This is a genomic window from Kitasatospora sp. NPDC059973 (assembly GCF_042737525.1).
In the GTDB taxonomy this organism is placed as follows: Bacteria; Actinomycetota; Actinomycetes; order Streptomycetales; family Streptomycetaceae; genus Kitasatospora.
In genome coordinates this window covers 1-13,191 of the sequence record NZ_JBHWUI010000200.1, presented here as the reverse complement: position 1 = coordinate 13,191, position 13,191 = coordinate 1, and the positions used below count along the sequence as shown (strand labels likewise).

The 13,191-nt window shown below is 75.3% G+C and carries 12 protein-coding genes; 8 read left to right on the top strand and 4 right to left on the bottom strand.

Annotated elements, in window-relative coordinates; translation table 11 throughout:
* Both ACFWA9_RS34380 and ACFWA9_RS34375 read left to right on the top strand, forming a co-directional pair.
* On the top strand, positions 1-648 hold a 648-nt coding region (locus ACFWA9_RS34380; protein ID WP_380392640.1), incomplete at its 5' end, for an MFS transporter.
* A 360-nt stretch (positions 649-1,008) separates the two neighbouring features.
* Complete coding sequence (locus ACFWA9_RS34375; RefSeq protein WP_380392638.1) at positions 1,009-1,584, top strand: HutD family protein; 576 nt, start codon at positions 1,009-1,011, stop codon at positions 1,582-1,584.
* 102 nt (positions 1,585-1,686) lie between these two features.
* Here the strand turns inward: ACFWA9_RS34375 and ACFWA9_RS34370 are convergent, their stop codons facing one another.
* A complete protein-coding gene (locus ACFWA9_RS34370; protein WP_380392636.1) occupies positions 1,687-2,649 on the bottom strand; it encodes an esterase/lipase family protein in 963 nt (320 codons plus the stop codon).
* 114 nt (positions 2,650-2,763) lie between these two features.
* Between ACFWA9_RS34370 and ACFWA9_RS34365 the strand changes: the two genes are divergently transcribed.
* Entirely contained in the window at positions 2,764-4,041 is a 1,278-nt protein-coding gene (locus ACFWA9_RS34365) for a PucR family transcriptional regulator (RefSeq protein ID WP_380392634.1), read from the top strand.
* Positions 4,042-4,152: 111 nt separating this feature from the next.
* Here the strand turns inward: ACFWA9_RS34365 and ACFWA9_RS34360 are convergent, their stop codons facing one another.
* Positions 4,153-4,911 carry a DapH/DapD/GlmU-related protein gene (locus ACFWA9_RS34360; RefSeq protein WP_352294372.1) on the bottom strand — a complete coding sequence of 253 codons (759 nt, stop codon included), beginning with the start codon at positions 4,909-4,911 and terminating at the stop codon, positions 4,153-4,155.
* A gap of 118 nt (positions 4,912-5,029) precedes the next feature.
* Between ACFWA9_RS34360 and ACFWA9_RS34355 the strand changes: the two genes are divergently transcribed.
* Complete coding sequence (locus ACFWA9_RS34355; protein WP_380392631.1) at positions 5,030-5,866, top strand: maleylpyruvate isomerase N-terminal domain-containing protein; 837 nt, start codon at positions 5,030-5,032, stop codon at positions 5,864-5,866.
* Positions 5,867-5,879: 13 nt separating this feature from the next.
* Here ACFWA9_RS34355 and ACFWA9_RS34350 read toward each other — a convergent pair whose 3' ends face one another.
* A complete protein-coding gene (locus tag ACFWA9_RS34350) occupies positions 5,880-6,653 on the bottom strand; it encodes an enoyl-CoA hydratase family protein (protein WP_329490798.1) in 774 nt (257 codons plus the stop codon).
* Positions 6,654-6,840: 187 nt separating this feature from the next.
* Between ACFWA9_RS34350 and ACFWA9_RS34345 the strand changes: the two genes are divergently transcribed.
* Both ACFWA9_RS34345 and ACFWA9_RS34340 read left to right on the top strand, forming a co-directional pair.
* On the top strand, positions 6,841-7,638 hold the full coding sequence (locus ACFWA9_RS34345) for an ATP-grasp domain-containing protein (protein ID WP_352294376.1): 798 nt from the start codon (positions 6,841-6,843) through the stop codon (positions 7,636-7,638).
* Positions 7,639-7,694: 56 nt separating this feature from the next.
* On the top strand, positions 7,695-8,111 hold the full coding sequence (locus ACFWA9_RS34340; protein WP_380392629.1) for a RidA family protein: 417 nt from the start codon (positions 7,695-7,697) through the stop codon (positions 8,109-8,111).
* A gap of 60 nt (positions 8,112-8,171) precedes the next feature.
* Here ACFWA9_RS34340 and ACFWA9_RS34335 read toward each other — a convergent pair whose 3' ends face one another.
* On the bottom strand, positions 8,172-9,563 hold the full coding sequence (locus ACFWA9_RS34335) for an MFS transporter (protein ID WP_380392626.1): 1,392 nt from the start codon (positions 9,561-9,563) through the stop codon (positions 8,172-8,174).
* An 81-nt stretch (positions 9,564-9,644) separates the two neighbouring features.
* On the opposite strand from ACFWA9_RS34335, the gene ACFWA9_RS34330 reads away from it, so the two are divergent.
* Together ACFWA9_RS34330 and ACFWA9_RS34325 are read left to right on the top strand one after the other, a co-directional pair.
* A complete protein-coding gene (locus ACFWA9_RS34330) occupies positions 9,645-10,637 on the top strand; it encodes an ArsR family transcriptional regulator (RefSeq protein ID WP_359808437.1) in 993 nt (330 codons plus the stop codon).
* A gap of 180 nt (positions 10,638-10,817) precedes the next feature.
* Positions 10,818-13,121, top strand: coding sequence for a glycosyl hydrolase family 18 protein (locus ACFWA9_RS34325; protein ID WP_380392624.1), 2,304 nt, complete (start codon positions 10,818-10,820; stop codon positions 13,119-13,121).
* The last annotated feature ends 70 nt before the right edge of the window (positions 13,122-13,191 follow it).

Here is a 13,191-nt window from a genome sequence, read left to right as displayed (position 1 = left end):
GCCGCGCCGGTCGTCGCCCCCGGCCGGGCGGCCGACTCCCCCGCCTCGCCCGCCGCCCCCGCCGCCCCGGCCGCCCCGGCCGCCCCCAAGGAGCCGGCCCGGGTGCCGCACGCCCGGTTGCTCGTCCTGCTGCTCGGCCTCACCGCGCTCTGCTGCGCCTACGGCGAGGGCGCCATCGCGGACTGGACCACCCTGCACCTCACCGACGACGTCCACGCCAGTGCCGGCACCGCCGCCGCCGGGTACGCCGCGTACGCCTTCGCGATGACCAGCGGCCGGGTCGGCGGCACCTGGCTCTCCATCAGGCTGGGCCAGAACCGGGTGATCGTCCTCGGCGGCCTGACCGCCGCGGCCGGCATGCTGCTGGCCGCACTCGCGCCCTCGGTACCGCTCGCGCTGTCCGGGTTCGTGCTGGTCGGCCTCGGCCTGGCCAACATCTTCCCGCTCGCCATCGCCCAGGCCGGCGCCACCGGCGGCCCGCAGGGCGTCGCGCTCGCCTCCACCCTGGGCTACGGCGGCATGCTGATCGGCCCGCCGGTGATCGGTTTCCTCGCCGACGCCGTCGGACTCCCGCTCGCCCTCACCTCGGTCGCGCTCGCCGCCGTCCTCGCCGCCCTGCTCCCCCTCACCGCCCGCCGCACCCGCTGACGGAGCCCGTCGCCGGGTACGGCGGGCGGTGAGGACGCCCCAGCACGCGTCGCACCCGCCACCGGCCACCGCACGACGGCCCGCGGCGCCTCCCGCCGGTCGGGGCTCCCGACCGGCGGGCCGGGTGCCCACCGGCTCCACGCCGGGACCGGCGGCACACCCCCGCGAGCGCACCCTCCGGTCGGGGCCACCGACCACGCCACCCACCCACGGTCCCACCCACCCACGGTCCCACCGGGGCGACCACGGCCGGCCGATCACCTCGGCGGCGGCCCCCCGCACTCCCCCCGACGAGCGCCCCCGGGAGCCCCGGACCCTCCGGGCGCACTCCCGCCTCCCGCCCCGTGACAGGATGCGGCCATGACGACGACCGGGCGGATCCAGGTACTGCGGGCGGACGAGCGCCCGGCGACGGCGTGGCTGAACGGGGGCGGGGTGACCAGGGAGGTCGCCGGGTTCCCCGCCGGGGCCGGGCTGGACGCCTTCCACTGGCGGGTCAGCCTCGCCGACGTCGCCTCCGCCGGGCCGTTCTCCGCGTTCCCCGGCGTCGACCGGGTGATCACCCTGGTCGAGGGCCCCGGTATGGCCCTGACCGTCGACGGTGCCGAGCACCTCGTCGACACCCCGTTCCGCCCGTTCGCGTTCTCCGGCGAGGCCGACACCGGCTGCCGACTGCTCGGCGGCCCGGTGGTGGACTTCAACGTGATGACCCGTCGCGGGCGCACCACCGCCGACCTCGTGCTGACCACCGGGCCGCGCACCGTGGACGTCCCGGCCGGTGGCACCGTGCTGCTGATCTGCCTGGCCGGCCGCGCCACCGTCGGCGACACCGTGCTCGACCGCTACGACGCCGCCCTGCCGGCCGGGCCCGGCCGTTACGAGCTCCGGCCCGACGGCGTGACCGCCGCCGTCACCTTCCGCTCGCCGCCCGCCTGACACCGCACGGCACACCCGCCCAGGACACACCACCGCACGGGAAGCCGGCGGGTCCGACTTCCTGTGCGGGTGGCCCGCCGCGCCCGGCGGCCGGACGGCGCGTCAGCCGCAGTACACCGGGGACGCGTGGGCCGGGTCGAGCGCGTTGGTGACCAGGTGCAACGCGGTCGGCGAGAAGGCGATGGCCACGTGCTCGGCGAGCGAGAGCGGGCAACGGTCCTGTAGGACGACGTTGTTCACGTTCGGGCCGCTGAGGAACTGCGTCCGGTACGGCGTGACGACCTCGTCGTACACGGTCGAGATCACCGTGTAGCGGACGCCGGGCACGGTGTCCGCCACCGTCGCCATCTTCCGGTTGAAGGCGGAGTCCACCACCTGGTCCTTGCAGGCCGGGCAGGCCGTGTAGATCAGTTCGGCCACCCGGGGGAGGTACGGGGCGAGGTTGGCGATGCCGTCGAGCGTCGTCCCGTGGTTGGACGGCGCCAGGCCGATCAACTTGTCGACCTTCGACGCGCCCCCGAGGAACTTCACGTAGTAGTTCGGGAGCATGCCGCCCTGCGAGTGGCCGACGAGGTCGACCTTCGCCGCGCCGGTCGCGCCGCGCACCAGGTCGACGAAGCGGCCGAGTTGCGCGGCCGACTCGGCGGCCGGACCGAGCCCGCCGATCGGCAGCACCAGGCCGCTGCCGGAGGAGGTGATGCCGGGGACCATGCCGTAGTCCAGGGCGAAGACGCAGTAACCCTGGCTCTTCAGCAGGGGCGAGAGCACCAGCCAGTTCTCGTAGCGGTTGGCGAAGGTGCCGTGCACCAGGACCACCGGATCGGGGTGGGCCGCCGTCGGCTTGCAGGCCCAGTCGTTGGCACCCGGCGGCGAGGCCACCGAATCGCCGTCGGGGGGCAGTTGGGCCGCCACGCCGGACGCGGTGGGGGTCGCGTCCGGTGCGGCGTGTGCGGCGGTGGCGGGGGCGCCGGCGAGCAGCGCACCGGCCAGCAGGGCTGAGCCCAGTGCTCCGAGGAGTCTGCGGCGTGCCGGTCCGGCGGCGGAGCGGAGAAGTGGGGTTCTCAACTGTTGCCTCCACAACGGAAGTTTGTTACCAACAGGTAACCCGAGTGCCTCCATCATGCGGTCGCCCCTCCGGCCCGGCCCTTGGGTGTCCCCCAGACCTGGACGGTGTTTTCTGTGACCGGTCACAATTCACCCGCTTGCGCCCCCGGTTGGCGGATCCCGCTGATCGGCGGAGTGCCCGCCGACCAGCGGCTGCTCGGCGCCGTACCCGAGTTGGTCGAGGCCGTCATCGCCACCCTGCTCGCCCGGGTGCCCACCTACCGCCGCCTGCCGCACGAGCAGGTGGCGGGCGAACTCAGCCAGGTCACCGAACGCCGGATCCGCGCCCTCGCCCAGGCCGTCCGCACCGGGAACCCCGCCGACGACGAGGAGTTCACCTCCGTCCGCGAGGCCGCCGCCCGGCGGGCGGAGGAGGGCCTGCCGCTGGACGCCGTCCTGCTCGCCCACCACCTCGGGATGGAGGTCTGCTGGGAGCTGGTGACCAGGGACGCCCACGACGACGACGCCGCCGACCTGCTGGTGCTCAACCGGCTGCTGCTCGACCAGCTCCGCCAGGCCACCTCCGCCGCCGGCGCCGGGTACGTCGAGGAACGCCGCACCCTCGCCGACGAGCAGCGGGCCGCCCGCCTCGCCCTGCTCACCGCGCTGCTCGACGGCGCCCCCGCCGAGGAGACCGCCACCAGGGCCGGGATCCGGCTGCCACCCTCCTACGCCGTGCTCTGCCTCGCCGTCGCCGACCACCCCGACGAGCGGGCGCCCGGCGTCGACCGGACCGTGGCCGGCCACCGCAAGCTGCGCCGACTGCGCACCGAACTCGACCACCGCACCCGGCAGTCGGCGCTCACCGCGCTCTCCTCCTCGGGCGGCCCGGTGCTGATCCCGCTGGAGTGCCGGCCGGACGCCGTCCCGGCCGACAGGTGGCAGCGCCTCGCGGACACCGTGGCCGGCACCGCCCGGGCCGCCGGGGTCCCGGTCCGGGCCGGGGCGGCCGTCGCCGCACCCGCCGGGGTGGCGGCGGCGGCCGTGCTCGCCACCGAAGTGCTGGAGGTGGCGCGGGCCTTCGCCCGCCCGCCCGGGCTGCACCGCCTGGACGACGTCCTGCTGGAGTACCAGCTCAGCCGGCCGAGCCAGGCGAGATCCCGGCTCGCCTCACTGCTCGCGCCCCTGGAGGACGGCGGCGAACTGCTCGCCACGCTCCGCACCCACCTGGCCGGCGGCCTCAACCGCCGCCACACGGCCCGCGCCCTGCACCTGCATCCGAACACCGTCGACTACCGGCTGCGCCGGGTGGCCGTCCTCACCGGCCTCGACCCGACCCGGCCCGCCGACCTGCTCCGGATCACCGCCGCCATCGCCGCCCGGGACGCCGAGCGCGCCCAGGAGCCGGCCTAACCGGCCGGGCCCGCCCGACGGCCGGACCCCGCCCGCCGCCGACGCCACAGCCCTCAGCCCTCGACCCCCAGCCCGCCGTTCCCGCCGACTCCGCCCGCCGTCGGCCCCGCCTCACACCCCCGTCTCGCCGGGGAGCCGCAGGTCCCACCCGGCGAGCGCGCGCAGCTGGTCGGCGGTGATGCCGTCCGGCAAGGGGCTGGGCGGGTCGGTACGGAACGGCGGCTGCCAGCCCTCCTCGGCGGTCCAGCGCCGGACGATCTTCGCGGGGGCTCCGGCCACCACGCTGTGGTCGGGGATCTCGCCGCGCACCACCGAGCCGGCCGCGACCACCACGTTGCGGCCGAGCCGGGCGCCGGGGAGGATCACGGCGCCGGTCCCGATCCAGCTGCCGCCGCCGATCTCGACCGGTTCGTTGCGCGGCCACTGCTTGCCGATCGGCAGATCGGTCGCGCGGTACTCGTGGGCCTGGTCGGATATGTAGACGCCCGGGCCGGTCCAGACGTCGTCGCCGAGCACGATCGACTGGTGGCCGACGATGTGGCTGTCACGGCCTATCACGCAGCCGCCGCCGATCCGCACGATCGGGTCCGGCCCGAGGTCGAGGCCGGGCAGGAAGCCCGCGCTGATGGTGACGCGCTCGCCGATGATCGAGAACGGGCCGATCGTGATCCACCGCTCGTTGAAGATCGCCCCGAGCGGGAAGGTCAGCTTCGTCCCCGCGCCCAGTTCGCCGAACCGGTACGGACCGGGGCTCTCGCTGGACACCGCACCGGCCCGCTGAACCCACGTCCAGCCCCGGTGGACGAGGCGGCCCGCGACGCGTCGGCTGCCCGCCCGGGCGGCGGAGAACAGGGAACTGGTGATCGACATGCCGCCACGCTACCGGTCGCCCCGGCGCCGTCACCGAGGAGGCGGCCAACATCACACCCGTCCCGGCGGCCGCCCGCACCGTGTCCGAAATCCGCGAGCGGTGCGACACTCGTCGACCATGGAGATCATCGAGCACATCGACGCGCTGCGCCGCGAGGGCGTCCTGCTGGCCGACGCGGCCGCCCGCACCGACCTCGCCGCCCCCGTCCCCACCTGCCCCGACTGGCAGTTGCGCGACCTCGTCCTGCACACCGGCCAGGTCCACCGCTGGGCCACCGCCCTCGTGCGGGACGGCCACCGGGAGCCGCTGGACGCCGAGGGCGAGCGCGCCGCCTGGGGACCGGAGCCGTCGGACGCGGCGCTGGTCGACTGGTTCCGGACCGGCCACGCCGCCCTGGTGGCGGCGCTCGCGGCGGCCCCGGCCGACCTGGAGTGCTGGAGCTTCCTGCCCGCGCCGACCCCGCTGGCGTTCTGGGCCCGCCGTCAGGCGCACGAGACCGCGGTGCACCGCTTCGACGCGGACGCGGCCGCCGGGGCGGACGGCCCCCGGGTGGCCACCGGCCTGGCCCTGGACGGGATCGACGAGTTGCTGGCGGGCTTCATGTCCCGCGGCCGCGCCCGGGTGCGCAGCGAACAGCCGCGCACCGTGCTGATCCGGCCCACCGACCCCGCACCCGGCGACGTCACGCCGAGCGCCGGGCCCACCGACCCCGCCCCCGGCGGCATACCGACCGACGGGCCCGGCTCCTGGCTGCTCACCATCAGCCGGGAGCCGCTCACTGTCACCCGCCGGGCGGCCGGGGCCGCGGACCCGACCGACCTCACGATCAGCGGCCCGGCCCGCGACCTCTACCTGCTGCTCTGGAACCGGCTGCCCGCCGAGCGGGTCGAGCTGACCGGGGACCGGGCGCTGCTGGACCTCTGGCGGGAGACGGCCGTCGTCCGCTGGGGCTGACCCCGGCCGGGGTTCAGCGCGCCCAGGGCGCGGGCCGCTTCTCCAGGAACGCCCGCATGCCCTGCTGCGCCTCGTCCGAGCCGAACAGCCGCGCCGAGAGCTGGACAAGCTCGTCCGCGTCCCGTTCGAAGGAGCGCACCACCTCGGCGTTGGCCAGCCGCTTGGACTGTGCGAGGCCCTGCGGCGACCCGAGCCGCAGGGCGTCCAGCAGGCCCTTCAGCGCGGTTCCGGTGGACTCCGCCGAGTCCGTCGCCTCGGTGATCAGCCCGATCCGGGCGGCCTCGGCGGCGTCGAAGACCTCGCCGGTCAGGTAGTAGCGGGAGGCGGCGCGCGGGTCCAGCTTGGGGCGCAGCGGCAGCGAGATGACGGCGGGTGCCAGGCCGAGCCGGACCTCGGTGAACGCGAAGGTGGCGGCCGGGCCGGCCAGGGCGAGGTCGGCCGCGCCGACCAGCCCGAGGCCGCCCGCCCGGACGTGTCCGTCGATCACCGCGATCACCGGCTTCGCGCAGTCCACGATGGCCCGCTGGAGGTCCACCAGGCCGCGCGGGCCCACCGTCGGGTCCGTACCGGTCGCCTCGGAGAGGTCCGCGCCCGCGCAGAACACCTTGCCGGTGTGGCCGAGCACCACCGCGCGGACGTCCGGGTCGGCCGCGGCGGCGGCCAGGGCGGCGGTCAGCTCGGCCATCAGCCGGGTGGAGAGCGCGTTGCGGTTGTGCGGCGAGTCGAGGGTCAGCGTGGTGACGGCATCGGTGGTGGCGACACGGACGAAGGGCACTTCGCGGGTCATCGGTGCGGGCCTGCTTTCCGGCTGAGGGTGGGTCGGATTGCGTGGCGGCCGCCCTGCTCGGACGGCGCCCGGTCGACTCTGACACGCCCACCCGCCGCTCGGCCAGAGCCACCCGCCGCGAGCCCCGTCACCCCGTCGTGCCGAAATCCGGTGGTCGGGCGGCCGTCCGCCACGGCAGCATCGGGCCATGACCACCGACGCCGTCCTCCTGCTCGCACCCCGGATCAACGAGACCGGCCTGCAGCTGCGCACCGCCGCCGGCCGCCGCGGCCTGCGCGCGCACACCGCGACGGCCTGGCGCGCGCCCGAGGAGCTGATCGGCTCGCCGGTGCACCTCTACGGCGGTCCGCTGTTCGGCGACGCGGTCGGCGCCGCCTTCGACCTGGCGCTGCTGGAGCCGCCGGACGACTGGCCGGCCCGCCTGCCGGCGGAGCTGACCGGCCGGTCGGTCACCCTCACCACGCTGGCCGCGGCCCGCCTGCTGCGCCGCCCGGTGTTCCTGAAGCCGCCGGGCGACAAGCTGTTCCCCGCCCGGATCTACCCGGACGGCTCCGGCCTGCCCGGCCCGGACGCGCTGGACGACGACACCCCCGTGCTGGCCAGCGAGGTGGTCCGGTTCCGCCGCGAGTACCGGCTGTTCGTCCTGGACGGCGAGGTGCTCACCGCCTCGCGCTACGCGGTGGACGGCGACCTGGACACCGCCCCGCTGCCCGAGGACCGGTACCGGGCCGAGGTGACGGCCTTCGCCGCGGACGTGCTGGCCGCCTCGGCCGGGGCGCTGCCGAGCGCCGTGGTGATCGACGTCGGCCCGCTGGACTCCGGCCGCTGGGCGGTGGTGGAGGCCAACCCGGCGTGGGCGAGCGGCGGTTACGCCTGCGACCCGGCGGCGGTGCTGGAGGTGGTGCTGCGGGCCGGCGGACCGGCCGCCGACCTCCCGGAGGCGGACCGGCGCTACGGCCGGGCCCTGCCCGAGGTGGTCCGCTGAGCGGCGGCGGGCGAAGGCCCTGGTGCATCTGATCACCCGTCGGCCACGATGGGGTCATGACTTCCCAGCGCCCGCACCTCATCCACATCGCCGAGCCGCCCGGGGTCGCCCCCGGCACCGGCTACACCCAGGTCGTCACCGGCACCGGCCGCCTGGTGGCCGTCTCCGGCCAGGTCGCGTTCGACGAGCAGCGGCACCTGGTCGGGGCCGGCGACCCGAAGGCGCAGGCGCGCCAGGTGTTCGAGAACCTGGGCCGCTGCCTGGCCGCCGCCGGGGCCGGCTTCGCCGACGTCGTCAAGCTGACCTACTTCGTCACCGACATGGCGTTCATGCCGGCCGTGCGCGAGGCCCGGGACGCGTACTTCGGCTCGACCCCGCTCCCGGCGAGCTCGGCGGTGCAGGTCGCCGCGCTGTTCCTGCCCGAGGTGCTGATCGAGGTGGAGGCGCTCGCCCTGGTCCCGGAGCAGCGCTGACCGACCGGCCACCCGCTGAGCGTCCGGCCCCCGGGGGCCGGACGCACCGGGCGACCCGGCCTACCCCGCGGTGGCCCCTTCGCGGCCCCGGGCCCACCGGACGGCGGGCCCCATGGCGAGGCCCGCCCCGGCGAGCAGCACGCCGAGGGCGACCCAGCCGAACAGGCCCCACCCGACCACGGCGGTGCTGACGACGGCGGGGCCGATCATCAGCGAGGCGGCCGACCCGGCGTTGTAGACGCCCTGGTAGGCGCCGTGGTCGCGCTCCCCGGCCAGGTCGTAGCTGAGCGCCCATCCGCCGGCCTGGCTCAGCACCTCGCCGAACGCCTGGAGCGCCACCCCGGCGAGCACCAGCACGGCGGCGACCACCGCGGGCAGCCCGTGGGCGAGGGCGAGCACCAGGCAGGAGGCCGCCAGGATCAGCCCGGCCCGGCCGCAGACCCGGGCGGCCGTCGCCGGGTCCTCGGTGCCCCGGGTGGCCCGCACCTGCAGGGCTATCACCAGCACGGTGTTGACGATCAGGGTGCCGGCCACGGTGATCCGGGGCGCCTCGGTGTGCTGGACCACCCAGAGCGGCACACCCACCTCCAGCATCGCGAACTGCAGGCAGAGCAGCGCGTTCAGCACGGTCACCACCAGGAACGGCCCGTCCCGCAGGGCGGGGTTGCGCCGCCGGCCGGCGGGCTCGCCCGGTCCGCCGCCCGCCACCGGGCGGGCCGCCGGGCGGACCCTGGCCGGGACGGCCAGCCGGTGGAACAGCACCGCGACCACCAGGTACGAGACGGCGTCGGCCAGGATCGCCGTCAGATAGGCCGGCCGGCTGTCCACCTGGAGGGCGACGGCGCCGAGCGCCGTCCCCAGACAGAGGCCGACGTTGGTGACCACCCGCAGATAGGCCCGGCCCGCGACCCTGCGGTCGGCGGGCAGCACTTCGGCGTAGAGCGCGTTCCGCACGGCGGCCGCGCCGCGGTCGACCGCGCTCACCACGCAGGCCAGCCCCAGGAACGCCGGGTAGCTGTGCACCAGGGCGTAGCCGGCGGTGCCCAGCGCGTTCACCGTGATCAGGACCACCAGCACCGGCCGCGCTCCCCAGCGGTCGGCCGCCCGCCCGGCCGGCACGCTGGCGGCGACGCCGCAGAGGCCGGCGGCGGTGAGCCCGATCCCGAGCTGGGCGGCGCTCAGTCCGAGGACGCGGGTGAAGAAGAGCACGCCGACGGCGAGCGAGAGCCCGCTGCCGACGGTGTTGACGAGGGTGATCCCGGCGAGCCGGCGCACCATCGGGTCGGGGTGCAGCAGCCGCGAGCCCCCGGCGGGGCGGCCGACCGGGCCCGGCTGCGAGGTACCACCCGCGTCCGAAGGACCTGACGCGGCCGAGGGCGGTGGCGGATCCGGGGGACCGGCCGGGCCGGCGACGGGCGTAGGCGCGGCGGACGACGCCGGTGAGGTGTTCATGCCCCGATCCCACCGCGTCCCCGGCGTCCGCAGTAATGATTTAGGCTCTGCCTCAAAGCAGCTGGAGGGACGGGGTCGGAGTTGCACCGGTTCAGGCTGGATCTGGCCGATCTCGCCACCACCTGGTTCGCCTGCTCGCCGATCCAGGAGGCCGCGCTCAGCCTGCGGATGTGGACCCACCCCGGCGTCTACCCGCTGCAGTCCGCCGCCTTCGAGCGGCTGCGCCCGAGCTTCGAACGGCTGGACTCCGGGCTGCTGCTCTCCCTCGTCGCCGCCAACCGGTGGATCCCCGACTTCCTGACGCCCCGCCCGTCCGTCCCCGCGCCGGACTTCCGGGCCGAGCTGGCCGTGGTCCGGGCGCTGCCGCCCGAGCAGCTGCGCGCCGAACTGGAGCAGACCTTCCTGCCGCACGGCCGGCCGCTGCCCGCCCCGCTGGCGGCCGGGCTCGCCGATCCGGTCCGGCTGCTGGCCCGGATCGCCGACGCGCTGGAGGAGTACTGGGAGCGCTGCCTGGCCCCCGCCTGGTGGCCGCGGGCCCGCGCCGTTCTGGAGGCGGACCTCGTCTACCGGGCGCGGGTGCTGTCCCAGCAGGGCGCCGCGGCCCTCTTCGCCGACCTGGACCACCGGCTGCACTGGGCGGACGGCCTGCTCTCGATCAACCGCCGCTGGACGGACTGGGACGGCGAGATCACCGTGGACGGCCGCGGGCTGGTGCTGGTCCCGACCTTCTTCGCCCGCGGCGCGATCACGATGATCAGCAATGACCGCCCGCCGCAGATCAGTTACCCGGCCCGCGGCCGGGCGGGGATGGCCGCGCCGACCGCCCCGGTCACCCCGCGCGCGCTGGAGCTGCTGCTCGGCGCGCCCAAGGCCCGGCTGCTGGCGCTGCTCGCCGAGCCGGCCTCCACCACCGAGCTGGCCTACCGCCTGGGCGTCACCCCGGGCGCCGTCAGCCAGCACCTGGCGGTCCTGCACCGGACCGGCCTGGTCACCCGGGCCCGGCACGGCCGTTCGGTGCTCTACGGCCGCAGCCCGCTCGGCGACGAGCTGACCGGGCACCCGCGCCGGGGCTAGCCCGCCCGCACCAACTCCCAATTGGTACAGACCTGTTGACGCATTGGTCCAGTCCTCCTACAGTGCCCATGCCCCCGTCTCCCCACGGCGCGGGCACCGGTCGGCCACGCACCACGGCCGCGGCACCACCCGTACGGTTCTACGTCGCCCTGTTCAACCCCCACAGTCACAGGGAGAACCATGTCCGCTCGACCCCGGGCCCGACGCCCGCGAGCGCGCAGCAGACTGCTGGCGCTGCTCTCCGCCCTGCTCCTGCCACTGGCCGCGCTCACCGCGCTGGCCGCCCCGGCGCACGCGGCCGGAAAACTGACCGCCACCTTCACCACCGCCGACAACGGCTCCTGGTGGAAGGGCACCTACATCGTCCGCAACGACAACGCCGCCGCCGTCTCCGGCTGGACGCTGGAGTTCGACCTGCCGGCCGGCGTGACCGTCCAGAACAGCTACAACGGCACGGCGACCACCACCGGCCGGCACGTCACCGCCACCAATGCCTTCTACAACGCGAGCGTCCCGGCACACGGCACCACCGAGCCGTACAGCTTCTGGTTCGTGGCCAACGGCCCGATCGGCACGCCGACCGGCTGCCGGATCAACGGCGACAAGTGCGACGGGAGTTCGGACGTCCTGCCGTCCGCCCCCGGCACGCCGGTGGTCACCGAGTCGACCGCGCACAGCCTGGCCCTGAGGTGGCCGGCCGCCACCGGCGGTGACTTCCCGGTCGCCTCCTACGAGGTCCTGAGCGGCAGCACCGTACTGGCCGCCGCCGCGACCACCGACACGGTGGTCACCGGGCTCACCCCCGCCACCTCGTACACCCTGGCGGTGCGCGCCAAGGACACCCGGGGCAACACCGGCCCGTCGAGCGCGTCCGTCACGGCCGCCACCTTCGACCCGGCCACCGACCCCGTCCCGCCGACGGCGCCCACCGGCCTGCGTGCCACCGCGGTGACCTCCACCGACGTGACGCTGGCCTGGAGCGCCGCCACCGACAACCAGCGGGTGGCCGCCTACGACGTCTACCAGGGCCCCGCGCTGGTCAGGACGGTGACCGGCAGCACCCTGACCGCCACCGTCAGCGGCCTCTCCCCGTCGACGGCCTACACCTTCACCGTGAAGGCCCGCGACGGCGCCGACAACGCCTCCCCCGCCTCCGCGGCGCTCGCCGTCACCACCTCCGACCTGGTCGGGGCCGGGAAGTACGCCCGGGTCGGCTACTTCACCCAGTGGGGCATCTACGGCCGCCAGTACTTCGTGAAGAACCTCGACACCTCGGGCAGCGCGGCCAAGCTCGACGTCATCAACTACGCCTTCGAGAACATCGATCCGGTCAACCTGACCTGCCTGGCCGGCGTCACCAAGGGCACCACGGCCGACCCGCAGGACCCGGACCAGGGCACCGGCGCGGGCGACGCCGACGCCGACTACGCCCGCCCGATGAGCGCGGCGCAGTCCGTGGACGGCGTGGCCGACGACGGCTGGGGCAAACTGCGCGGCAACTTCAACCAGTTGAAGAAGCTCAAGGCCAAGTACCCCAACCTCAAGGTGGTCGTCTCGCTCGGCGGCTGGACGTACTCCAAGTACTTCTCGGACGCGGCCGCCACCGAGGCCTCCCGGCAGAAGTTCGTGAAGTCCTGCGTGGACACCTGGATCAGGGGCAACCTGCCGCTCTACAACGGCGCCGGCGGTGACGGCGTGGCGGCCGGGATCTTCGACGGCATCGACCTCGACTGGGAGTGGCCCGGCTCCGCCGACGGCCACGCCGGCAACCACTACAGCACGGCCGACAAGGCCAACCTGACCCTGCTGCTGGCCGAGTTCCGCAAGCAGCTCGACGCGCTCGGCGGCTCCCACAAGCTGCTGACCGCCTTCACCCCGGCCGACCCGGTCAAGATCGGCCAGGGCTGGGACCTCTCGAAGATCTTCAACTACCTGGACATCGCCAACGTCCAGGGCTACGACTTCCACGGCGCCGGCAGCGACAACTCCTGGGAGCCGAACCGGGCCGGGCACCAGGCCAACCTGTACGCCGACGGCCAGGACCCGTACCCGTTCCACTTCAGCGTGGACGCGGCCGTCCAGGCCTACCTCTCCGCCGGGGTCAACCCGCGCAAGCTCACCATCGGCTTCCCGTTCTACGGACGCGGCTGGCAGGGCGTGGCGGACGGCGGCGCGGCGGGCGAGTGGCAGAGCGCGACCGGCGCGGCGCCGGGCCAGTTCGCCGAGGAGGCCGGCACCCGCGGGTACAACAACCTGATCACCACCTTCCCCAACCTCACCGTCCGCCACGACACCCAGTCGATCGCCACGTACGGGTACACGGGTGCGGGCGGCCAGTGGTGGACCTTCGACGACGCCTGGTCGATCGGCCAGAAGACGACCTACCTGAAGTCGAAGAACCTGCTCGGCGCGATGATCTGGGAGATGACCGGCGACACCCCGAACGGCGCCCTCATGACGGCGCTCGACACCGGGCTGAAGTGAGCCCGGGCGGCGCCGGTCCCCGGGCCGGCGCCGCCCTCGGAACGAACCGCGCGAAGAGGCTCCCGCGGAC

What these genes read in the sequence shown, in the direction of transcription:
- ACFWA9_RS34375 (WP_380392638.1), top strand. Translation starts at nt 1,009, where the DNA reads ATGACGACGACCGGGCGGATCCAGGTACTGCGGGCGGACGAGCGCCCG.
- ACFWA9_RS34360 (WP_352294372.1), bottom strand. Translation starts at nt 4,911, where the DNA reads ATGTCGATCACCAGTTCCCTGTTCTCCGCCGCCCGGGCGGGCAGCCGA.
- ACFWA9_RS34355 (WP_380392631.1), top strand. Translation starts at nt 5,030, where the DNA reads ATGGAGATCATCGAGCACATCGACGCGCTGCGCCGCGAGGGCGTCCTG.
- ACFWA9_RS34350 (WP_329490798.1), bottom strand. Translation starts at nt 6,653, where the DNA reads ATGACCCGCGAAGTGCCCTTCGTCCGTGTCGCCACCACCGATGCCGTC.
- ACFWA9_RS34345 (WP_352294376.1), top strand. Translation starts at nt 6,841, where the DNA reads ATGACCACCGACGCCGTCCTCCTGCTCGCACCCCGGATCAACGAGACC.
- ACFWA9_RS34340 (WP_380392629.1), top strand. Translation starts at nt 7,695, where the DNA reads ATGACTTCCCAGCGCCCGCACCTCATCCACATCGCCGAGCCGCCCGGG.
- ACFWA9_RS34335 (WP_380392626.1), bottom strand. Translation starts at nt 9,563, where the DNA reads ATGAACACCTCACCGGCGTCGTCCGCCGCGCCTACGCCCGTCGCCGGC.
- ACFWA9_RS34325 (WP_380392624.1), top strand. Translation starts at nt 10,818, where the DNA reads ATGTCCGCTCGACCCCGGGCCCGACGCCCGCGAGCGCGCAGCAGACTG.